Consider the following 22,366-nt stretch of genomic DNA (forward strand, 5'->3'; position numbering starts at 1 on the left):
CCCGGGTGCTGACCGTCGGCGCCACCAACCGGACCGCCCTGCTGACCGCGGTCCGCGGCGCCGACCCGGAGGGCCGCGAGGCGATGGCCGTGGTGCGCAACCGGACCGACACCGCCCAGATCCTCGAGGTGGACACCGCACGGCTCGGCGCGGTCGCCGCCTGGCGCTCCGAGTACGGCCCGGTCACCACCCTCCCCGAAGCCGTGACCGCCTCCTCGCTGACCCCGCTGCCGCTGGTCACCGGCGACCGGCTGACCCTGACCGCGCGCCGCGAGGGCGACGCCGCCGTGGCGCTCACCCTCCACCTGCAGCACGAGGCGACCGGGCAGCCGGTGAAGGTGGCGTTCGGCACGCTGCGTGCCGGCGACCAGAGCCTCACCGCGCCGGTGACCGGCTGCACGGCGGCACCCGGCTGCCGGCTGGTCCGCTGGGAACTGACCGGCCCGCCCCGCCCGGACGGCGGGACACGGCCGGCCCCGGCCGGAGCCGCGGTCGTCCTGCGCGGGCTCGGCCAGGGCGGGGCAATTCTCGACGAGGCCGCGCTCGGCGACATCACCCGCTGGCGGGTCGGCACCACGGGGGCCGGCATCGACCTGGTCGCGACCGGTGGGACGCTGCGGCTGTCGGCCGACGACAACGCCACCGAGGTCGACCGGGTCGGCACCGAGGTGTGGGCGACCGACCGGCTGCTGCCGCTGCCGGCCCTGCTGGCCGGGCCGGTTCCGGACCGGTGGCGGGACGACGAGGCACTTCTGGTGGGGTACGGGGAGCTGGCGCCCGTACAGGTGATGGGTCAGGTGTCCGCACTGCCCGCCGTCGGCGGCTCCGGCCTGGTCGTCGACCTGGACAGCACCCGCCGCCTGGCAGCCGGAGCCGACCCCGGTGGTCAGTTCCAGGTGTGGCTCGCGCCGGACGCCCGGCCAGGCATCGTCGAGGCGCTCACCGCGGCCGGCCTGACCGTCACCGACGACACCGACGTGGCCCGTCTCGCCGACCGCCTCGGCACCCAGGGCCCGGCCGTCCTCGTCCGTTTCGAGCTGCTCGCCGGTGTCGCCGCCCTGCTGCTCGCGGCCGCCGCCGTCGCGGTCGCGGCCACCGTGGACCGTCGCTCGCTCGCCGAGCAGCTGGCCGCGCTGCGACTCCAGGGCCTGCCCCGCCGGGTCGCCGTGAGCACCGGCTGGGCCGGCACCGCGGCCCTGATCCTGGCCGGGCTCTCCGGCGGCGTGCTGGCCGCGCTGCTGGCCGTCGACGTGACCGGCCGGACGGTTCCGCCCTTCACCGACGGCTGGGCGGTGCTGGCGCCGCCCGGCCCGCTCGACCCGGTGGCGACGGTCCTGGCCGTGGCCACGGCGCTGGCGGTGCTCGGCCTGACCGGCCGGATCGCCCTGCAACCACTGACCAGAAGCCTGCGTGACCGGGAGGCCCGCCGATGATCTCCCTGGTCCTGGCGATGGTGTGGAACCGGCGCGGCCAGGCCGTCACCCTGGCCCTGCTGGCGATGCTCGCGGTCGCCTCGGCGGTCGCCGCCCCGGCCTACCTGATCGCGGCCGAGCGGGCCGTCGCCGAGGGCCAGATCGCCACCGCGCCGACCAGCGAGCTCACCCTGGTCGCTCGCCGCACCTCGGACAGCCTGCAGGAGGCGTCCTTCAGCGCCGGGATCAAGTTCCCCGACGTGGGCCGGGTGCTGCTGCTCGGGCTCGGCGGGTTCACCTACTACCACTCCGCCGAGGTGCCGACCGTCGGTCTCGAGGTGTCCAACGACTTCCCGACCCGGTTCGTCTTCCGGCAAGATCTCTGCGCTCATGTACGGGTGACCGCCGGCCGCTGCCTGGTCGGCGAGGGTGACGTGCTCATCGGCGAGGAGACCGCCCGCCGGCGCGAGCTGACCGCCGGTGACACGATCACGCTGACCGCCGCCCGGATGAACGGGCTGGTCCGCCCGCCGACCTGGGATCCCGACGGCGCGCCCAAGAAACTGACCGTGGCCGGGATCTACCGGGCCGTCGACCCCACTTCGGCGTACTGGGGACTCCACGGCTACTTCGTCTCCGGCGACGGCGTAAGCGCGGGCGAACCGGCCTTCACCACCGCCGGGACGCTCGACACGATGCAACGGACCACCACCTCGATGGCCATCGACGGCATCGCCCAGCCCGGCACCCTCGACGTCGACCGGCTCGACCAGCTGCGCGCCGACATGGACCGGCTGGACGCCACGGCCGCCGAGCTGGAGGACTCGCTCCAGTTCGACAGCGGGATCCCGCACCTGCTCGACCGGATCGACGAGGGCCGGGCCGCCGCCCGCCTGCTGGTCCCGGTGCTGGCCGTACCACTCGTGCTCCTCGCCTGCTTCACCATCTACCTGACCGTCGGCTACGGCGCCGAGGGACGGCAGAGCGAGCTCGCCGTGGTGGCGCTGCGCGGTTCCCGCTGGTGGACGCGATGGTGGCTGGCCACCGGCGAGAGCCTGGTCGCGGTGCTGGCCGGGGCCGTCGCCGGATGCCTGGCCGGGCAGCTGCTGGTCAACGGTGTGGCCGCGGTCCTGTTCCCCGGCGTCGGGACGGCGCCGGCCCTCACCTCCCTGCGGTTCGCGCCGCTGGCCGCGGCGGCCGCCCTCGTCGCCGCGGTGGCGGCCCAGCGGCGACAGCTGATCAGCCCGGTCTCCCGGCTGCTGCGCCGGACCCCGCCCGCCGACCGTCGCCGCCTTGCCGCCGCCGAAGCCGTCGTCGCGGTGCTGGCCGTCGCCGCCGGAGTGCAGTACTTCGTCTCCGACACCCCGCTCATCGGAGTCGGGCTGTTCGCTCCCGCGCTGATCGTGCTCGCGCTGGCCCTGCTCGCGGCCCGCCTGCTGCTGCCGCTGGTCAACCGGTACGCGGTCCGGGCCCTCGGCCGAGGCCGCGTCGGTGTCGCGCTCGCCGGGCTCCAACTGTCCCGCCGCCCCGGCGCAGGCCGGCTGTTCGCCCTGCTCGTCGCCTCCGTCGCCGTCGCCGGATACGCCGCCTGCACCGTCGACACCGCCGCCCGCGGCCGTGACGTCGAGGCATCACTGGGCACCGGCGCCGACCGGGTTCTCGTCGTCCAGTCCGTCACCCGGAACGACCTGCTCACCAAGGTCCGTGCCGTCGACCGGGACGGCCGGTTCGCGATGGCCGCCGTCCGCATCCCCGGCGGCTCCACGACACCCCCCGGCCTGGCCGTGGACACCCGGGCCCTGGCCGCGGTCCCCGCATGGGCGAGCGGCGCCCCGGCCCGGGCCAGCCTGAGCCGGACGCTCCACCCCGAGCAACCGCCACCACCGGTCGTCCTCGCCGACGAGGACGTCGCCATCGAGATCACCGCCACCACGACCGGGGTCATGCAGCTGGCGGTCTCGCTCTCGGCGATGGACGGGCCCGGCGTGCAGATCCTGGAGCTCGGCGACCTGAAACCCGGCACCCACACCTACCGCGAGAACGTGGTGATCTGCGAGAACGGGTGCCGGCTCAATGCCGTCCGGATCTCCGGCACCGGCACCACCGTCGCGGCCACCGGGGAGGTGGTGATCCGCGGCATCCGGACCGCCACGCCCGCGCCACTCACCGACCCGGCCCGCTGGCGTGCCACCCCGGCGGCCCGGCTGTCCGCGGCACCCGACGGTCTGCGGGCCGAGCTCCAGGTCACCGGGGCGGTCGCCGACACCGCCTGGATCCAGCCGGTCAGCACGCCCTATCCGCTGCCCGTCGCGTACGCCGGCAGTCCGCCCGCCTCCGGGACGATCGTCGACTCCGGTGCCACCACCATCCCGGTCACCGCCGCCGTTCCGCTGCCGGCGGTTCCCGCACTCGGCCGCCAGGGCGTCATCGTCGACCTCGAATACAGCGACCTGATCTCGGTCACCCCGAAACTCGTACCGCAACCCGAGGTGTGGCTGAACGCGCAGGCACCCGCCGACATCGTCGAGCGGCTCGCCGAGCAGGGTCTGCAGGTCGTCTCCGAGACGTCGTCGGCCCAGGTCAAGGCCGGACTCGACCGGCAGGGGCCGGCCGTCGGACTCTGGTTCCATCTGCTCGCCGCGATCCTCGCCGGGCTCCTCGGCGCGGGGGCACTCGCCCTCACCGTCGCCGTGGACCGGGCCCGCCGTACCGAGGACCTCACGGCACTGCGCACACAAGGGTTACGGCCGCGTCCGGCCGGGCTGGCGACCCTCTGGACCTATCCGGTGCTGGTCGTCATCGCGACCACTGTCGGCCTGCTGATCTCGGCGGCGGCGTGGCGGCTCACCGGGTGGGCGTTGCCGCTGGCCGGGCTCACACCACCGGACCTGCCGCTACCGTCCTGGCCCCGGCCGGCGGCGTTGCTGGCGGCGGCCGGGGCGGTCCTCGCGGTCCAGTTCCTGGTGGCCTGGTTCAGTGGCCGCGACCTACGCCGCAGGATCGAGCCCCGATGACCGCCCCAATCCGCCCACCGTCCGGCCTCGCCGTTCGCCGTTCACTGTTCGCCGTCCGACTCACCGTCGGCTGTCCGCCGCCTGACCTTGCTGTTCGCCGTCCGACCCGCCGTCTGACCCGCCGTCCGACCCGCCGTCTGACCCGCCGTCCGCCGCCCGGCCTCGCCGTTCGCCGTCCGCTGTCCGCCGCCTGGCCTTGCTGTTCGCCGTCCGGCTCGCCGCTTGTCGTCCGGCCCGCCGCTTGTCGTCCGGCCCGCCGTCCGCCGCCTGGCCTCGCCGCCAGCCGTCTGGCCTCGCCGCTCGTCGGCCGGCCCGCCGCTCGTCGGCCGGCCTTGCTGTTCGCCGTCCGGCTCGCCGCTTGTCGTCCGGCTCGCCGCTTGTCGTCCGGCCCGCCGCCCGGCCCCGCCGCCCGCGGCTTGCCGCCCGCCACCTTGCCCGCCGCTTGTGGCCGTCGTCCGGTTCGGCGTCCCGTTCGGTGCCGGTCGACAGATCTTGCGCGAGTGACCACCGATTCCGGTGGCAAACCGGCCAAGATCGCCGGTGCGGGGTGCGGGGTGCGGGGTGCGGGGTGCGGGGTGCGGGGTGCTGACGAGTGGGCGGTCCGGGTGAGCGATGTGGGTGGAAGATGTTGACGATGAGGAGGGCGGGATGGGGACGCTGACGGTCGAAGGTGCCGATTTCGGGTATGGCGACGCCGTCCCCGTGCTGACCGGTGTCACCGTGACCGCCCGGCCCGGCGAGCTGCTCGCGGTCACCGGTACCTCCGGCGCGGGCAAGACCACGCTGCTCAACGCCATGGCGGGCCTGATCCGCCCGCGCGCGGGGGCGATAGCGGTCGACGGGGCGGCATTGTCCGGCCGGGATCACGCGGTCTCGCTCGGCGTGGTGCTGATCCCGCAGGACAACGGCCTCGCGGCGATCCTGACCGCGGCCGAGAACGTGTCGGTTGCGGTTATCGCCACCGGGGGTACGCCCGCTGACGCCCGGCGGCGTACCGCGGACTCCCTGGAGGTGCTCGGCCTCTCCGGCCAGGCGAACCAGCTGATCGACGAACTCTCCGGCGGCCAGCAGCAGCGCACTGCCCTGGCCCGCGGCCTCGCCCTCCGTGGTGACATCGTGCTGGCCGACGAGGTGACCAGCGAACTCGACGCCGCCAACCGGCAGCGCGTCCTCGATCTGCTGCGCGCCGAGGCGACCCGGGGCGCGGCCGTCGTCTTCGCGACTCACGACCCGGAGGCGGCCGCTGCCTGCGACCGTGAACTCCACCTCGCCGACGGCGCGGCGACCTGGCCCCGCCCCTGATCGACCCGCTCCCACGGCGCCAGCAGCTCGAACCACGACGTCGCGGTCCGATTCGGACCGCAACGTCACCACGCGTGTGAGGTTGCGGTGTCGGGTGACGGGTGTGGCCCGGTTCGGACCGTAACGTCGGCACGTATGCGAGGCTGCGGCGTTGCGTGTCGAAGTGTGGTTGGGGTGGGCCCGCCGGGGGGCCGGTGTGCCACGCGAGTGGGGGCGGGACGCGGTCGGCCGTACCCCTGAAGGGTGAAGCGTCAGGCCGGGGTCTCGTGACCGGACGGGACCAGGGTGACCTCGCCGTCGATGTGCGCGACCGTGAACAGTGTCCCCGGTGGGTAGGAGCCCAGCACCTCCGGCGGTAGCTGGACCGTCCCGTCTCCGGCGACCACCGCGAAGTCCTGGCCGTCGCGGCCCTCGGCGCCGACCCGCCCGTCGCGGATGGTGACGGCCCGGCCGAGGCGGGCGCCGACCTCGTTGTCGTGGGTGACGACGACGATGGTGGTCTGGCGCTCGGTGTTGACCGTCTCCAGCGCGTCGAGGACCTCGTCGCGGCCGGCGGTGTCGAGGCGGCTGGTCGGTTCGTCGACGAGGAGCAGGCCGGGGCCGGTGGCGATGCCGACGGCGAGGGCGGCGCGCTGGCGGCCGCCGGGAGTGAGGTCGTCGAGCTTGCGGCGGCCCTGGCCGGGGAGCCCGACCAGGTCGAGGATGCGGTCGGGGTCGTCGAGCTCGATGCCCCGGGTGTGCGCGGCGCGGCGCTGGGCGAGCCAGATGTTGCGGTGCAGGGTCGCGTAGGGGAGCAGGTTGCGGGAGGCGCCCTGGAGGACCACGCCGATCTCGGTGCCGCGGAGCCGGGAGATCTCGCCGTCGGAGAGTTTGCCCATGTCGTAGGTGCCGATGTTGATGCGGCCGGCGGATGGGCGCATCAGGCCGGAGAGCAGGGCGATCAGAGTGGATTTTCCGGAGCCGGACGGGCCGACGAGGGCGAGCGTCTCACCGGGCGCGATGGACAGGTCGACGCCGGCCAGGGCGACCACGTCACCGGCCTCGGCGCGGTAGATGTGGACGACACGGCGGCAAGCTACGGCGAGCCCGTTCATGGTTGCCAAGCTAACCGAGGACGGACCACCGTTTCGACCCCGCCGGTGGGCCTTTTATCCTCGGGCCGTGCGCGACATCGCCGTTTTCACCGGATCTGCCCATCCTGACCTCGCTAAGGAGATCTGCGAGCACCTCGGTGTACCGCTGCTGCCCACCCGGATCGACCGTTTCGCCAACGACTGTATCGAGGTCCAGCTGCAGGGCAACTGCCGTGAGCGGGACGTCTTCCTGATTCAGCCGCTGGTCCCCCCGACCCAGGAGCATCTCGCCGAACTGCTTTTCATGCTGGACGCGGCACGGGGCGCGTCGGCTGCCCGGATCACCGTGGTGCTGCCGCACTACGCCTACGCCCGTAGTGACAAGAAGGACGCCCCGCGTATCTCGATCGGGGGACGTCTGGTCGCCGACCTGCTCACCACCGCCGGCGCCGACCGGGTGCTGGCCATGACCCTGCACTCGCCGCAGGTGCACGGCTTCTTCAGCATCCCGGTGGACCACCTGCACGCGCTGCGCGAGCTGGCCCACCACTTCCGTGGCTACGACCTGAGCAACACCGTGGTGGTCTCGCCGGACCTGGGCAACGCCAAGGAGGCCGCGGCTTTCGCCCGGATGCTGGGGATCGAGGTGGCGGCCGGCGCGAAGCAGCGGTTCGCCGACGACAAGGTGGTGATCAGCTCGGTGATCGGTGAGGTCGCCGACCGGGACGTGATCGTGCTGGACGACGAGATCGCCAAGGGCAGCACGGTGTTCGAGCTGCTGGCGCGGCTGCGCGAGCGCAACGTGCGCAGTGTCCGGGTGGCGTGTACGCACGGCCTGTTCACCAACGACGCGGTGCGGCGGCTGTCCGCGGAGAAGGAGATCGAGGAGATCGTCTGCACCAACACGGTGCCGATTCCGAAGCAGAAGTCCACCGACAAGCTGACCGTCATCTCGGTGGCACCGGCGCTGGCCGAGGCGATGCGGCGGATACACAACGGCGAGTCGGTGAGTGCGCTGTTCGCCTGATTCTGGCAAATCGGCCTCACGGGCCTCACGAAACGCGAATCATTACCGCATGGGTGTCATGGCTTACCCCCTCCGGTACGCGCTGGCCGATCTCGCCCTCGCACTCAGCCGAGCGGCGTCGGATCCGGCTGAGGTTCGGTCCACGGCCGCCCGCGCCGCCGCCGACATGATCGGTGACGGCGCGGGCGTGCAACTGCTCCGCGACGACGGGCATTACGAGGAGATCTCGTACCACCATCTCGACAACGAACGTTCGGCCCCGCTGGCCCGGGACCTCTCCCGGGCCGGCCAGACCCCGGACGACGAGTACTCGACCACCCTGGCGGCGAGCCGTCGCCCGATAGTGCTGGCGGGTGAGGCCGCGGCTGCTCTCGCCGCCCCCGAGCTGACGGTTTCGGCGGCCGTCCTGAGCCCGGTGATCGTCGACAACACGTACGCCGGATATCTGATTCTGACCAGGCACACCCCGGACGCCTTCTACTCCACCCCCGAGGTGGAACTGGCCCGGGACATCGCCGGGGAGCTGTCCCTGGCGGTCAGTTCGGCCCGTGCCCAGGAGCGGCTGCGCAACGCCGAGGAGCGGTACCGCCGGGTGCTGGAGACGATCCCGGAAGGGGTGCTCCAGCTGGACCCGAACGGGGTGGCCAACTACGCGAACGAGCCGATCGGCGTGGTCCTGGGTATGCCCCGGGCCGAGCTGATCGGGGTGTCGCTGCGCGGCTTCCTCGACAACGTCGGCCAGAAGGAACTGGACCGGCGGATCAACGAGTGCAAGACGGGCCGGTCCACGGTCGGGGCGACCCGGCTGATGCGGGCGGACGGGTCGCGGCGCAGCGTACGGATCAGCATGATGCCGGTCCAGGACGAGCACCACGAGTTCGCCGGCGTCCTCTGCATGATCACCGACACCACCGACCACATCGACGCCCGCGGCCTGAAGCGGCAGCTCGACCACCTGCGCCGGCTGGACAGCCTGGGTCATCTGATCGGCGGCCTGTCGCACGACTTCAACAACCTGATGACCGTGGTGGCCGGTTCGGCCGACATGATCCTGGGCACCGCCGAGGAGGGCAGCTCGCACCACCAGCTGGCCAAGGACATCCTGGACGCGGTGGGCACCGGCCGTACCCTCACCCACCAGCTGCTGGCGTTCGGCCGCAGCGAGGGGCACCGGCCCGAGGTGATCCCGATCCCGGACCTGCTCACCGACGTGCAGGCGCTGTTCAGCCGTACGCTCGGCGAGCGCATCGGCCTGGACCTGGCGTTCGGCCCGGACGTCTGGCCGGTGAAGGCCGAGCGCGGCCCGCTGGAACAGGCCCTGGTCAATCTGGCGGCGAACGCCCGCGACGCGATGCTGCACGGCGGCATGGTGCGGGTGACCGCGACCAACGAGACCGTGGAACCGGGCCAGCTGGCCGAGGGCGCGCCGACCGGCAAGCTGGTGCACCTGGTGGTCACCGACACCGGCACCGGCATGGACGACGAGGTGCGCCGGCGCGCGCTGGAGCCGTTCTTCACCACCCGGCCGACGGCGGCCGGCCTGGGGCTGGCCACGACCGCCGGGATCGTGCACAACCTGGGCGGCCACATCGAGCTGGAGTCGAAGCCCCGGATCGGCACGACCGTCCACATCTACCTGCCGGCGGCCGAGCAGAAGACCGGACCGGCGGGGGAGCGGCAGCAGAAGACCGCGGTGATCGGCCGGGTGCTGATCGTCGAGGACCAGCCGGACGTGGCGCAGCTGGTGCGCCGGCTGATCGAGCCGGCCGGTTACGAGATCGCGGTCGCCACCGACGCGCTGATGGCGGTCACCCAGGTCGCCTCGGGCGCCCGGCCGGACCTGCTGATCACCGACGTGGTGATGCCGACGATGACCGGGCCGGAACTGGCCGGGGCGCTGCGTACCCACCAGCCGGATCTGCCGGTGCTGTACATGTCCGGTTACACGGCGGCCTCGCTCGGCCCGCAGCTGCATCTGGACGACAACAGCATGCTGCTGGAGAAACCGTTCACCCGGTCGACGCTGCTGGGGGCGATCAGGTCGCTCTGCGGTCCGCAGCCACCGGTGTCGCAGGGCTGAACGACAGCCGCGACGGCGAAGTGACGGCGGGCCTGGGACTCCACCCGAAGGGTGCGATTCCAGGCCCTGCTCCGGCAGCCCCGCCTGGTCACCCGGTTCGTCCAGGAACGGACCATCCTGTTGATGCTGCGGCACCCCAACGTGGTCCGGGTCCGTGACCTGTTCAGCGTCGGGGAGACGCTCGGCCTGGTGATGGACCTGGTCGACGGCGGCAACCTGCGCGACCACCTGCACCGCGGCGGCACCGTCGCACCCGGCGAGGCGGCCCGGCTCGGCGCCCAGATCGCCGCCGCCCTGGCCGAGGCCCCCGGTGCCATGATCGCCTCCGGCGTCGCAACGACCGCCTGGCATCTGGGTCGTGCAGGCGGCGATTCCACTCCGGACCCCATGATCATCGTGGCACCGAGCGTCCCGGAGCTCACCGCGGCCCGAGGCGCTTCGCGCCCTCCGGTCGACCACCAGGCGAAACACTCCCGCAAACCGGTGCGAGCGGTTGCCATTCCCACCGCGGATGTACGGTCGACGCGCTCTGCCGCGGCCAGGAGGGCCACCCGGTCCCCCGTACCGGAGGCGAAGCCCCACGGCCCGTGGCAGTGCTCCCAGAACTTCGTCATCGACCTGCCCGGCCACAGCGCCCTCGGCCCGCGTCCCTGCCACTCGGTGGGCCGGGAGGTCCGTTTCCAGGGTTCCCTGACCGGCCCCGCCGGAGGCCGTGCCCGCATCGAGGTGACCTTGCGGGACAGTCGCACCGGCCGCACCGTCGCCGGCCCCGCCACCTGTGAAGACCTGAACTTCACCAGGCACGCGGTCACCCGCGGGTGCGGCCCGGCCGGAGCCAGCCCACGCCGGGGCCGCACCTACACCGTCGTCATGTCGGTCCGTTACGTCCGCGACGGCAGGATCACCACCAACACCACGAGGGGCATCCCGTTCACGTGGTGACACCCTCCGCATCGCCCTGCCGGGTCGGCCTAGCGGTTGCGCAGGGACTCGGCGAGCCGGGCGAGGAACTCCGGGTCGTCGTCCGGGCCCGCCGGGGCGGCCGTGGCCGGGTCCGGTGCGACGGCCCGGGCGGTGCGGCCGGAGCGGAACCAGGTGACCGGCCCGAGGATCGGGCACATCAGGATGAGCACCACCCAGGCGCCGCGCGGGAACGACTGCAGCCGGGACCGTTCGGTGAGCAGGCAGTCGATCAGTGCCACCACGGCGAGCGCGACGACGACGAGGAAGAGCAGCGTGTTCAGGCGGGCCATGACGACTACGGTGGCAACCGTGGGCGGCGGTGCCGGTCCGCCCACGGTGCCGATGGGTTGCTTCAGCCGCCCGGCTCCGCGGCCGGAGGGTTGACCGGTCAGGAGGCCGAGCCGGTCAGGGCCGGGAGATATCCGCTGGTGTAACCGCTGCCGTTCGGGTGGTAGGAGTTCTGCGGCGGGATGATGGTGAGGCCGTTGATCCAGGTTCGCGAGGAGCAGACGCCGTGACCGGTGAACTCGTCGCGGACGTCGGAGAAGACGAAGCCGGCCGCCTCGGCACGCTGTTTGATCATCTCGTTGAGGACCCGGGCGCCGTCGTTTATCGAGCGGCGCTTGGCGGTGCTCATCTCGCAGAGCACCGACGAGGTGTCGAAGATCAGTGGGTAGCCGAGGACCACCACCCGGGCGTCGGGGGCCTTCGCCCGGATGGCGGCGTACGTGGCGTCCAGTTTGGCCGGGAGGGTGTTGGCGACGTACGTCTTGCCCTCGTTGACCTTGTTGGCGCAGGCCGAGTCACTGGACGTCAGGCAGGTGACGATGGTCGGCGCGAACCCGGCGTCGTTGCCGCCGATCGTGATGCTGATCAGGTCGGCCCCCGCGTTCATGGCCGGTATCTGGCTGCCGCGGACGTCATCGGTGGTGGCGCCGCTGCAGGCGAGGAACTGGAAGGACGCGGGACTGTTGGCCGCTGCCCATTTCGGCCCGTAGGCGTTGTTGCTGCGCAGGCAGGTGCCGGACTGTCCGGACGCGCCGACACCTGAGGAGTAGGAGTCGCCGAGGGCGACGTAGTCGATGCTGCTCGCCGCCTGGGCGGGTGCGGCGAGGACGAGGCTCAGGACGGACGAAGTGACGAGAACACTGGCGATTCTCATCGATGGCCTCCGATGCTCCACGTGGGGATCCGGGGACCGAAGCGCTTCGGTTACCGCACAGTAGGCCGAGCGTCCGAGAAAAGGAATCCGGTGAAATTCCTGTTAAGAAGTAGTAACATGCATCGATGTGACCTGGGAGTATCACACAAGGTCATGTTTCATGTACGCGAGTCGGCGCCGCTGTCCGGAACCGGTCAGGCGCGTCAAGCGGATCTTCAGCGTGCTTCCAGGGATGCGAGCTAGCGTCGGATCATGCACGAGAGCCGGGCCCGCCGATTGGTCGAGACACTGCGGGCGCGCAATGTGTTCGCCCATCTGAAACTGCCGAGTGCCGGTCGCTCCGGCTATGCCGTCCGGATCATGCTGCCCGACGGCCGCGAGGCGCTCTGGGGTGACGACGGCAGCGCGGCCCTCAAGGCGCAGGTCATGCGGGACGGCGTGCTCGTCGGTTTCGTCGACTCCATTCCGGGCTCCGAGGACTTCACCGACGACCAGGCCGTCGAGGCCATCGCGACGGCAGACTACGACCGCCCGATCGGCCGCTCCGAGCCCCCACGGGTTCACCGCCCCGTCCCGCCACCGCCGCCCCCGAGTCTGACCCAGCGCTTCCGCGGCATGCGGAGCTGATCCCGGCCCGCCGGTCAGGCGGAGTCGCGGGGCAGCTGGAGTCGCGGGGCAGGCGGAGTCTCGGCTCGGGCGGAGTCGCGGGGCAGGTGGAGTCGCGGCTCGGGCGGAGTCGCGGGTCAGGCGGAGTCGCGGGTCAGGCGGAGTCGCGGATCACCAGCGGCGTGGGCAGGAGCTGGCCGCCCGGATCCGGGTGCTCGCCGCGCAGCTGGCGCAGGATCAGCTGCGCCGCGCAGGAACCGATCTCCTTGGCCGGCTGGTGGACCGTGGTGAGCTGCGGCTGGCAGCGGACCGCCCACGTGCTGTCGTCGAAGCCGACGACGCCGACGTCGCCGGGGACGCTGCGCCCGGCCTCGCGCAGTGACTCCAGGGCGCCGGCCGCTATGGCGTCGGAAGCCGCGAAGACGCCGTCGATGGTCGGGTCGCGCTCGAGCAGGTCGCGCATGCCCTTGACGCCGGAGCCGTAGTCGTAGTGCGGCACGTCGGCGACCAGGCCCTCGTCGAAGAGCGGCCCGAGGGCGGCGCGGAAACCGGCCAGGCGGTCTATGCCGGAGTCGCGGTCCAGGGCGGCGGCGATCATGCCGATCCGGCGGCGGCCGCTGGTGACCAGATGATCGGTGATGGCACGGGCCGAGCCGACGTTGTCTATCCCGACGAAGGGGATGTTCTGATCGAGGTCGGGCGGGTGGCCGACGAATGCGGCCGGCAGTGCCAGGTCGCTGATGACCCGGATGATCGGATCTTTGGTCCGAGCCGAGACGACGATGGCGCCGTCGACGAAACCGCCGCTCAGGTAGCGGGAGACGCGCTCGGTGTCGCGGGCCGACTCGACGACGAGGCTCACCATCTGGTGGTCGGCGAGCGACAGGGCGGCGTTGGCGCCGAGCATGATCGAGCCGATGTTGGGGTCGTCGAGGAAGAGCGAATGCGGCTCCAGCGCGACGAACGCGACCGCCTGTGACCTGCGCATCTTCAGCGCCCGGGCGGCATTGTTGGGCACATAGCCGAGGTCGCTCATCGCGGTCTCGATGGCCGCTCGTGCCTCGGCGGAGACATATCCACCGTTCAGCACGCGGCTCACGGTGCCCCGGGACACGCCGGCCGCGGCCGCGATGTCGTGCACCGTGGCGCGTTTCTGAGGCTGAGGCCGGGACATGTGGTCAACAGTAGCCGCCGGGCTCTTGACCTCGTCGCAGGCCAGCCCTACTGTGTGCACGTTCACACATCCGTAACCGCCGTTTAGGCTCACGGAAATGTGTGCACGTGCACACATTCCTTGACCAGGAGTTCTATGAAAAGCGTGCGCATGCCGGTCCCGGGCGTCAGCCTGGGCTGCGACTACAACCCCGAACAGTGGTCGCCGGACGTCTGGCGCGAGGATGCCGCCCTGATGCGGCGGGCCGGGGTCGACCTGGTCGCCGTCAACATCTTCGGCTGGTCCAACCTCGAGCCGAGCCCGGGCGAGTACCGGTTCGACGACCTCGACGAGGTCATCGAGCTGCTGCACGCACACGGCATCAAGATCAACCTGGGCACCGGCACCTCGTCCCCGCCACCGTGGCTGAGCAGCCGCTACCCGGAGACGCTGCCGGTCGCCGCGGACGGCACGGCCCGCTTCCCGGGTGGCCGGCAGGCCTGGTGCCCGAGCTCGACGGTCTTCCGGGACCGCGCGCTCGACCTGGTCGGACGGGTCGCCCGCCGGTACGGCAACCACCCGGCCCTGGCGCTCTGGCACGTCTCCAACGAGCTGGGCTGTCACAACGCGCTCTGCTACTGCGAGGCCAGCACCGACGCGTTCCGGTCCTGGCTGCGTGCCCGATACCGCAAGATCGAGACGCTGAACGAGGCGTGGGGCACGTCCTTCTGGAGTCAGCGCTACTCCGACTGGTCGGAGATCCAGACGCCCCGGCTCGCGCTCTCGCTGCGCAATCCGGCCCAGCTGGTCGACTTCCAGCGGTTCAGCTCCGACGAACTGCTCGGCTACTACCGCGCCGAGGCGGATCTGCTGCGGAAGCACTCGACGGTCCCGGTCACCACGAACTTCATGGTCACCGCCCACATCCGCAACCTGGACTACTGGTCCTGGGCGCCGGAGATGGACGTGATCGCCAACGACCACTACCTGGACCACCGCCTGGGCGACCCGGTGGCCGAGCTGTCCTTCGCCGCCGACCTGACCCGAGGCCTGGCCGGTGGCCGCCCGTGGATGCTGATGGAGCAGGCGGCCGGCGCGGTCAACTGGCAGCCGCACAACGTCACCAAGGCGCCCGGCGAGATGATCCGCAACTCGCTGACGCACGTCGCCCGTGGCGCCGACTCGGTGTGCTTCTTCCAGTGGCGTGCCTCGGCCCAGGGCGCCGAGAAGTTCCACTCGGCGCTGCTGCCGCACGCCGGCACCGACACGGTCGCCTGGCGTGAGGTGCTGAAACTGTCGGAGACGCTGGACCGGATCGGCGAGGTGGCCGGCACCGAGGTCGAATCCGACGTCGCCCTGCTCTTCAGCTGGGAGTCGTGGTGGTCGTCCGAGGGGGAGGCCCGGCCGTCGCAGGCGGTCACCTACCTCGACCAGGTGCACTCGGCCCACGGGACGCTGCGGGAGCTGGGGGTGACCACCGACGTGGTCGCTCCGGGCGCGGATCTCAGCCGCTACAAGCTGGTCGTGGTGCCCGGTCTCTACATGATCAGTGACACCGACGCGCAGGCGATCACCGATTACGTGTCCGGCGGCGGCCGGCTGGTGGTCACCTACTTCAGCGGGATCGTCGACGAGCGGGACCGGATCCGGCTCGGCGGTTACCCGGGGGCGTTCCGGGACGTGCTCGGGGTGCTGGCCGAGGAGTTCGGCCCGCTGCTGCCCGGGGCCGAGGTGGCACTGAGCAACGGTGCGACCGGGACGCTCTGGACCGAGCGGCTGCGCACCACGACCGCGTCGGTGGTAGCGACCTTCCAGGACGGCCCGATGGCCGGAATTCCGGCGATAACCCGGAATCAGCACGGCGCGGGAACAGCTTGGTACGTCGCCACAAAAACCGATATGTCCGAAATACTTCGCGAAGCCGCTGACGTCGTGTCCGATAAATCGGGCAAAACGGAGATCGTGCGGCGCCGCGGTGACGGCCGCAGCTACCTCTTCGTCATCAACCACGGCACGGAACCCGTCGACCATCCCACCCGAGGCTGCGACCTGGTCACCGGGGAAAGGGTCGATGGCGTGCTGACAGTCCAGGGCGGCGGCGTCGCGGTCGTCCGGGAGGAGGACTCATGAGGGGCAAATGGAAGGCGCTGACCTTCTTCATCCTCCCCTTCGCCCTGCTGTTCGCAGCGTTCTACCTGGCCCCGATCCTGTACGCGATCAAGCAGTCGCTGTACAAGGTCGAGCGCCAGGGCACGTTCGGCAAGGCCACGGAGGTGTTCGGCGGCCTCGCCCAGTATCAGCGGGTCTTCTCCGACGGCCCGTTCTGGGAGTCGATCGGCCGGGTGCTGCTGTTCGGTGTCGTGCAGGTTCCGGTCATGCTCGGCCTGGCCCTGGTCTTCGCCCTGCTGCTGGACTCCGGCCTGGTCAAGGGGCGGCGCTTCTTCCGGCTGGCGTTCTTCGTGCCGTACGCCGTACCCGGTGTGGTCGCCGCGATCATGTGGGGCTTCCTCTACTCCCCGAACCTGTCCCCGTTCACCGCGGTCACCAGCAACTTCGACCTGCTCTCGGCCGACCTCGTGCTCTGGGCCATGGCGAACGTGGTGACCTGGGTCTACGTCGGCTACAACATGCTGATCATCTACTCCTCGCTGCTGGCCATCCCGCAGGAGGTCTACGAGGCAGCGAAGATCGACGGCGCCGGGGCGATCCGTACCGCCTGGTCCATCAAGATCCCGCTGGTGATGCCGGCGATCGTGCTGACCACCGTCTTCTCGATCATCGGCACCCTGCAGCTGCTCGCCGAGCCGGCCGTGTTCCGCAGCTTCAGTTCCGCGGTGACCAGCACGTACACACCGAACCTGACCGTCTATTCGACGTCGGCCATCCCGAACTTCAACCTGGCCGCGGCGTTCTCCGTGGTTCTGGCCCTGGCGACGTGCGTCCTGTCCTTCGCCTTCCTGAAGGTGACCCAGCGAGGAGGGGACAAGTGAAGCGCCTGGCGCCGATGGCCGTCATGGGGGCGGCGACGCTCTACTTCCTGACTCCCATCTGGTGGCTGCTGGTCGCGGCCTCCAAGAGCCGGAGTCAGTTCACCAACACGGACCCGCTGTGGTTCGCCGACTTCTCGCTCGGCGACAACATGAGCGAGCTGTTCGCCTACCGCGACGGTGTCTTCCTGCGCTGGATGCTGAACAGCGTCGTCTACACCGGCGGTGCCGCGCTGCTCGGCACGCTGCTGGCCGCCATGTGTGGATATGCCCTGGCCAAGTACCGTTTCCCGGGCCGGGAGGCGATCTTCAACATCGTTCTCAGCGGGGTACTTGTGCCGGCCACGGCCCTCGCCCTACCGTTGTTCCTGATCTTCAGCCAGTTCGAGGCGACGAACACCTTCTGGTCGGTCTTCCTGCCCAGCCTGGTGAACCCGTTCGGTGTCTACCTGGCCCGGATCTACGCCACCGCGAGTGTCCCGGACGAGCTCCTCGAAGCCGCCCGCCTGGACGGCTCGGGCGAGATCCGTACGTTCTTCACGATCTCCACCAAGCTGATGTTCCCGGCCCTGGTGACGATCTTCCTCTTCCACTTCGTGGCCGTCTGGAACAACTTCCTGCTCCCGCTGATCATGCTCGGCGAGGAGAAGCTGTTCCCGGTCACGCTCGGCCTCTACTCCTGGAACACCCAGGTGAACCAGATCCCCGAGCTGCGGATGCTCGTGCTCACCGGCGCTCTCGTCTCGATCGTCCCGCTGGTGATCGCTTTCCTGCTCCTGCAGCGCTTCTGGCGCAACGGCCTCGGCTCCGGCGCCATCAAGTAATCCCTCCCAAAGAAAAGGATCATCATGCGAGCAGCACTCGGCCTCGTGTTGGTTTCCGCACTGGCACTCGGCGCCTGTTCCTCGGGCGGCGACTCCGAGGAGACCACGACCGGAGCGGCGGCGTGTGCCCCGTCCTCCGGCCCGGTCACCCTCACCTACACCACCTGGATCCCCGGGATCGAGAACGTGGTGAAGCTCTGGAACGACAAGAACCCGAACATCCAGGTCAAGGTCCAGACCGGCCCGAACGGCAACGGCGGCACCTACGCCAACTTCTTCAACCAGCTCAAGGCCGGCAACGCCCCCGACCTGGGCCACATCGAGTACGACGCGCTGCCCAGCTTCCGCGTCCAGGACGGCCTGACCAACCTGGCCGACTGCGCCGAGGTCACCGCGGCCAAGGACCAGTTCGTCGACTGGACCTGGGGCCAGGTCAGCTTCGGTGAGCAGAACGCGGTCTACGGCATCCCGCAGGACACCGGCCCCATGGCGCTGTTCTACCGCAAGGACCTGTTCGAGAAGAACAACATCCCGGTCCCGACGACCTGGGAGGAGTACGCGGCGGCGGCCGAGAAGGTGAAGGCCGCGGGCGGCTACATCACCAACTTCTCGCAGAGCGACATCAGCCAGTTCGCGGGTCTGTCGTGGCAGGCCGGCGGCCGCTGGTTCGCCAACGACGGCAGCAAGTGGACCGTCAACCTGCAGGACGAGAACACCACCAAGGTCGCCAACTACTGGCAGGACCTGATCAGCAAGAAGCTCGTCTCGGCCGTTCCGCCGTGGACCACCGAGTGGGACAACGCCTACAACACCGGCCAGGCGTGGACCTGGGTCTCCGCGGTGTGGGGCGCCAACTCCATCAAGTCCGGCGCGCCGGACACCTCCGGCAAGTGGGCGGTCGCCCCGATGCCGCAGTGGACCGCCGGTGGCACCGTCGCCGGTAACTGGGGTGGCTCGTCCACCGCTGTCTTCAAGGGCTCGAAGCACCCGTACGAGGCCGCGAAGTTCGCTCTCTGGCTGAACACCTCGGAGGAGGCGCTGACCGCGCTCAACAAGGAGGCGCAGCTCTACCCGGCGACCAAGGCCGGCGCGGCGCTCCCGGCGCTGTCCGAGGGAGTCGAGTTCTACGGCGGCCAGAAGATCTACGATGTCTTCGCGACGGCCTCCACCCAGGTCTCGCCCGACTTCGTCTGGGGACCGACCATGACCAGCACCTACGCCACCGCTTCGGACGGCTTCAAGGGCGTCGTCTCCGGCACCGGCACGCTGCTCGACGCGCTCAAGACCACCCAGACCAAGACCATCGCGGACCTGAAGGCCCAGTCCATCCCGGTCGCCGAGTGACCGTGTTCCACCTGCGCGCCGCGGGTGTCAGCCTCGTGCTCGACACCCGCGGCACCGCCGCGTCAGTCCTCCACTGGGGGTCTGACCTGGGCGAATTCGCCTTCTCGGAGGATGCTTTCACGCCGGCGGTGCCACCGAGCTCGATCGACGTACCCCTGCGGTTGTCGTTGTTGCCCTCCCTCGCCGAGGGATGGAGCGGGCGTCCGGCGATCGAGACCGGTCACGGTTTCCGGACCGTCGAAACCCAAGTTCAAGATCAAATCTTGCGGATACGGTCGTCGAGCCCCGATGCCACGCAAGAGGTCGTCACGGAGCTGGAGCTGACCACGCAGGGCGTCCTGCGGGTGCGGCACCGGTTCACCAACCGTGGCGACGACGAGTTCGTCCTGCCGAACCTGGACGTGCTCCTGCCGATCCCGGCCGAGGCGACCGAGCTGCTCGACTTCACCGGCCTCTGGTCGCACGAGCGCAGCCCGCAACGCGCCCCGCTCCGGCACGGCGTCTGGAGCCGGGAGAGCCGCCACGGCCGCCCCGGCCACGACGACGCGTTCCTGATGGTCGCCGGCACGCCCGGTCTCGGCTTCCGGTCCGGCCGGGTGTGGGCCGTCCACCTGGCCTGGAGCGGTGACAAGCGGGTCTGGGCCGAACGCTCCGCCCTCGGCTACAGCGTCCTCGGTGCGGGCGAACTGCTGGCCCCCGGCGAGATCCGTCTCGCGCCCGGCGAGTCGTACGAGACGCCGTGGCTGGTCGCGGTCTTCTCGGACACCGGCCTCGACGGGCTCTCCGACCGCCTGCACCCCTGGATCCGCAGCACGTCCACGCTGCGAAAACCGCGCCCGGTCGTGTTGAACACCTGGGAGGCCGTCTACTTCGACCACGACCTGGCCGTCCTCAACGAACTGGCCGACGCGGCCGCCGAGGTCGGCGTGGAACGGTTCGTCCTGGACGACGGCTGGTTCACCGGCCGCCGCGACGACAGACGGGCCCTCGGCGACTGGTTCGTCGACGACACCGTCTGGCCCGACGGCCTGCACCCGCTGATCTCCCGCGTCCACGAGCGCGGCATGGAGTTCGGCCTGTGGGTCGAACCGGAGATGATCAGCCCCGACTCCGTCCTGGCCCGGGAACACCCCGACTGGATCCTCGGCGGAACCATCGGCCCGACCTGGCGCTGGCAGCGGGTCCTCGACGTCGAGAAGGCCTACCACTACCTGCTCGACCGCCTGACCGCCCTGCTCACCGAGTACCCGATCGCGTTCCTCAAGTGGGACCACAACCGGGACCTGCTCACCCCGGGCGTCGCGCACCGGCAGACCCGCGCCCTCTACCGGCTGCTCGCCGCCCTCAAGGAGGCGTTCCCGCACGTCGAGATCGAGAGCTGCGCCTCCGGCGGGGCCCGCATCGACCTGGGCATCCTCCCGCTCGTCGACCGGTTCTGGACGTCCGACACCAACGACCCGCTGGACCGGCAGTCGATCCAGCGCTGGACCGGTCTCCTGATCCCGCCGGAATACCTCGGCGGTCATCTCGGTGACGGGGTCGCGCACGTCACCGGCCGTACCTCGGCCCTGGGTTTCCGCCTGGCCACAGCCCTGTTCGGCAGCGCCGGCATCGAGTGGAACCTGACCGGGGCGTCGCCCGCCGAGAAGGCCGACATCGCCGCGTGGATCGCCGAACACCAGCGCCTGCGCCCGCTGCTGCACTCGGGCCGCGTGGTCCGTGCCGATTCGCCCGACCCGGCGCACCTGGTGCACGGGGTGGTCGCCCAGGACCGCAGCCACGCGGTGTACGCCCTGGTCACCCTGGGCACGCCGGCCGCGGCCCTGCCCCCGCCGATCCGGTTCCCGGGTCTGGACCCGGACCGCCTCTACACGGTCCGCCCGATCGGCGTCCCGCCCCGCACGATGCAGGACGCCCCACCCCCATGGCTGGCCGCCGGCGCGGTCACGCTCCCCGGACGGGTCCTCTCCGAGCTGGGCCTGCCGGCCCCGCTGCTGACCCCCGAACAGGCCCTCCTGCTCGAACTCGCCTGACTCCTGACCCGCCAGCCGTCGCCGGCGGGTCAGGAGCCGCCGAAGCGTTCGGTGCGGATGCGTTTCGGGTCGTGGCCCAGGGCGACCAGGATGTCGGCGGCCACCTCGACGAACGAGGTCGGGCCGCAGACGAAACAGTCCGGTTCGAAGTCGGGCGGCCAGCCGTGCGTGTTCAGGGTGGCGACCGAGATGCGCGCCGGGGGCTCCGGCCACCCGTCGGGAACCGCGCGCGTGTAGACGAACCGCACGTCGAGGCCCTGGTCCGACAGGGCACGGCGACGGAGTTCGTCCGCGTAGAGAACGTCGCCCGGAGTCCGTACCGAATAGATCAACCGGAAGGGCTGGCGGCCCGCCGCCAGACCGCGGGCCCGGATCATCGCCATCAGCGGCACTATCCCGGACCCGCCCGCCACCAGCGTCACCGGAGCCGTCGACTCGGCACGCCAGACGAACCAGCCGCCGACCGGCCCGCGGACCTCGATCTGGTCGCCGGCCTCGACGACGTCGGCGAGATAGGGCGACACCTCACCGTCCTCGAGGCGCTGCACGCTGATCTCGACCGGACCCGGCCCGGCCGACGCGATCGAATAGCTGCGCTGGGCCTGATAGCCGTCCTCGGCCGTCAGGCGGATGTCGATGTGCTGACCCGGAAGGTGACCCGGCCAGTCCGGGATGTCCAGCGCCAGGGTGCGGGCCGAACCCGTCTCCCACCGCGCCGACCGGACCGTGGCCACCCGCCAGGTCAGTCGCCGTGATACCGCTGCTCGCGCCACGGGTCCCCATACATGTGATAGCCGGCGTCCTCCCAGAACCCGGGCTCGTCCTCGTGCATCATCCGCAGCCCGTCCACCCATTTCGCGGACTTCCAGAAGTACAGATGCGGGATGAGGAGACGGGCCGGGCCGCCGTGCTCCGGGTGCAGGGGCTCGCCGTCGTACTCGTAGGCGATCCACGCCTTGCCGTCGAGCAGGTCCTCGAGTGGGACGTTCGTCGTGTAGCCGCCGTAGCTGTGCGCCATCACGAAGTCGCCGGCGGTCTCCACGTCCTCGAAGAGGGTGTCGAGGGCGACACCCTTCCACGAGGTGCCGAGCTTGGACCACTTGGTGACGCAGTGGATGTCGACCGTGATCTCCTCGGCCGGCAGGGCGGTGAACTCCGCCCAGTCCCACGTGTGCTTCTCACCGATCTCGGTGACGATCGTGAACTTCCACCGGTCCTGCGGGATCCGTGGGGTCGGGCCGGCGGAGAGGACCGGGAAGTCGTGCGCAAGGTACTGACCGGGCGGCAGAGCGGGCGACGGCTCTCGCCGCCGCCCGCCGAAACCCCGGGAGATGATGCTCATGAGGTACGAGTAAACCCCACCCGGGTGACCGCCGTGTGTCGGAA

General features: G+C 70.9%; 17 protein-coding genes and 1 pseudogene. 12 read left to right on the plus strand and 6 right to left on the minus strand.

The window, feature by feature from the left end:
* The 3 genes and pseudogenes from ACFO0C_RS06900 to ACFO0C_RS06910 form a co-directional block, all read left to right on the plus strand.
* A pseudogene (locus ACFO0C_RS06900) lies at positions 1-1,433 on the plus strand (FtsX-like permease family protein); the annotation flags it as partial.
* Positions 1,430-4,426 (plus strand): FtsX-like permease family protein, encoded by a 2,997-nt coding sequence (locus ACFO0C_RS06905; RefSeq protein ID WP_378065696.1) that lies wholly within the window; start codon positions 1,430-1,432, stop codon positions 4,424-4,426. The pseudogene ACFO0C_RS06900 and the gene ACFO0C_RS06905, both read left to right, overlap by 4 nt.
* Before the next feature lie 648 nt (positions 4,427-5,074).
* Positions 5,075-5,728, plus strand: coding sequence for an ABC transporter ATP-binding protein (locus tag ACFO0C_RS06910; protein ID WP_378065697.1), 654 nt, complete (start codon positions 5,075-5,077; stop codon positions 5,726-5,728).
* A 251-nt stretch (positions 5,729-5,979) separates the two neighbouring features.
* On the opposite strand, the gene ACFO0C_RS06915 is transcribed toward ACFO0C_RS06910, so the two are convergent.
* Positions 5,980-6,822, minus strand: a complete 843-nt coding sequence (locus tag ACFO0C_RS06915; protein ID WP_378065698.1) for an ABC transporter ATP-binding protein — start codon at positions 6,820-6,822, stop codon at positions 5,980-5,982.
* Positions 6,823-6,889: 67 nt separating this feature from the next.
* On the opposite strand from ACFO0C_RS06915, the gene ACFO0C_RS06920 reads away from it, so the two are divergent.
* Genes ACFO0C_RS06920 through ACFO0C_RS06930 form a run of 3 tightly spaced genes read left to right on the plus strand, consistent with a single transcriptional unit; the run spans position 6,890 to position 10,850 of the window.
* The gene (locus tag ACFO0C_RS06920; RefSeq protein WP_378065699.1) at positions 6,890-7,828 is read left to right on the plus strand and encodes a ribose-phosphate diphosphokinase; all 939 of its coding nucleotides are present in this window, start codon (positions 6,890-6,892) and stop codon (positions 7,826-7,828) included.
* 58 nt (positions 7,829-7,886) lie between these two features.
* Complete coding sequence (locus ACFO0C_RS06925; protein ID WP_378065700.1) at positions 7,887-9,908, plus strand: hybrid sensor histidine kinase/response regulator; 2,022 nt, start codon at positions 7,887-7,889, stop codon at positions 9,906-9,908.
* A gap of 51 nt (positions 9,909-9,959) precedes the next feature.
* The gene (locus ACFO0C_RS06930) at positions 9,960-10,850 is read left to right on the plus strand and encodes a protein kinase domain-containing protein (RefSeq protein WP_378065701.1); all 891 of its coding nucleotides are present in this window, start codon (positions 9,960-9,962) and stop codon (positions 10,848-10,850) included.
* Between the two features lie 29 nt (positions 10,851-10,879).
* Here the strand turns inward: ACFO0C_RS06930 and ACFO0C_RS06935 are convergent, their stop codons facing one another.
* Both ACFO0C_RS06935 and ACFO0C_RS06940 read right to left on the minus strand, forming a co-directional pair.
* Positions 10,880-11,161 (minus strand): PLDc N-terminal domain-containing protein, encoded by a 282-nt coding sequence (locus ACFO0C_RS06935; protein WP_378065702.1) that lies wholly within the window; start codon positions 11,159-11,161, stop codon positions 10,880-10,882.
* Positions 11,162-11,259: 98 nt separating this feature from the next.
* Positions 11,260-12,033, minus strand: a complete 774-nt coding sequence (locus ACFO0C_RS06940) for an SGNH/GDSL hydrolase family protein (RefSeq protein ID WP_378065703.1) — start codon at positions 12,031-12,033, stop codon at positions 11,260-11,262.
* 252 nt (positions 12,034-12,285) lie between these two features.
* Here ACFO0C_RS06940 and ACFO0C_RS06945 point away from each other — a divergent pair, with 252 nt between their 5' ends.
* Positions 12,286-12,660, plus strand: coding sequence for a hypothetical protein (locus ACFO0C_RS06945; RefSeq protein WP_378065704.1), 375 nt, complete (start codon positions 12,286-12,288; stop codon positions 12,658-12,660).
* 133 nt (positions 12,661-12,793) lie between these two features.
* Here ACFO0C_RS06945 and ACFO0C_RS06950 read toward each other — a convergent pair whose 3' ends face one another.
* Positions 12,794-13,813, minus strand: a complete 1,020-nt coding sequence (locus ACFO0C_RS06950) for a LacI family DNA-binding transcriptional regulator (RefSeq protein WP_378065705.1) — start codon at positions 13,811-13,813, stop codon at positions 12,794-12,796.
* 150 nt (positions 13,814-13,963) lie between these two features.
* Here ACFO0C_RS06950 and ACFO0C_RS06955 point away from each other — a divergent pair, with 150 nt between their 5' ends.
* From ACFO0C_RS06955 to ACFO0C_RS06975, 5 genes are read left to right on the plus strand one after another with little or no spacing between them, the layout of a single operon-like run.
* On the plus strand, positions 13,964-15,922 hold the full coding sequence (locus tag ACFO0C_RS06955) for a beta-galactosidase (protein ID WP_378066074.1): 1,959 nt from the start codon (positions 13,964-13,966) through the stop codon (positions 15,920-15,922).
* Positions 15,919-16,782, plus strand: coding sequence for a carbohydrate ABC transporter permease (locus ACFO0C_RS06960; RefSeq protein ID WP_378065706.1), 864 nt, complete (start codon positions 15,919-15,921; stop codon positions 16,780-16,782). Before ACFO0C_RS06955 ends, ACFO0C_RS06960 begins: the two co-directional genes overlap by 4 nt.
* On the plus strand, positions 16,779-17,603 hold the full coding sequence (locus ACFO0C_RS06965) for a carbohydrate ABC transporter permease (protein WP_378065707.1): 825 nt from the start codon (positions 16,779-16,781) through the stop codon (positions 17,601-17,603). The genes ACFO0C_RS06960 and ACFO0C_RS06965 overlap by 4 nt, the downstream gene beginning before the upstream one ends.
* A gap of 24 nt (positions 17,604-17,627) precedes the next feature.
* A complete protein-coding gene (locus ACFO0C_RS06970) occupies positions 17,628-18,947 on the plus strand; it encodes an ABC transporter substrate-binding protein (RefSeq protein ID WP_378065708.1) in 1,320 nt (439 codons plus the stop codon).
* Positions 18,944-20,980 (plus strand): alpha-galactosidase, encoded by a 2,037-nt coding sequence (locus tag ACFO0C_RS06975; protein WP_378065709.1) that lies wholly within the window; start codon positions 18,944-18,946, stop codon positions 20,978-20,980. Before ACFO0C_RS06970 ends, ACFO0C_RS06975 begins: the two co-directional genes overlap by 4 nt.
* A gap of 29 nt (positions 20,981-21,009) precedes the next feature.
* On the opposite strand, the gene ACFO0C_RS06980 is transcribed toward ACFO0C_RS06975, so the two are convergent.
* Entirely contained in the window at positions 21,010-21,714 is a 705-nt protein-coding gene (locus ACFO0C_RS06980) for a ferredoxin reductase (RefSeq protein ID WP_378065710.1), read from the minus strand.
* Between the two features lie 8 nt (positions 21,715-21,722).
* A complete protein-coding gene (locus ACFO0C_RS06985) occupies positions 21,723-22,322 on the minus strand; it encodes a sulfite oxidase-like oxidoreductase (protein ID WP_378065711.1) in 600 nt (199 codons plus the stop codon).
* Positions 22,323-22,366: the final 44 nt, after the last annotated feature.

It is taken from the genome of Actinoplanes subglobosus (assembly GCF_042650585.1).
Lineage (GTDB): Bacteria > Actinomycetota > Actinomycetes > Mycobacteriales > Micromonosporaceae > Actinoplanes > Actinoplanes subglobosus.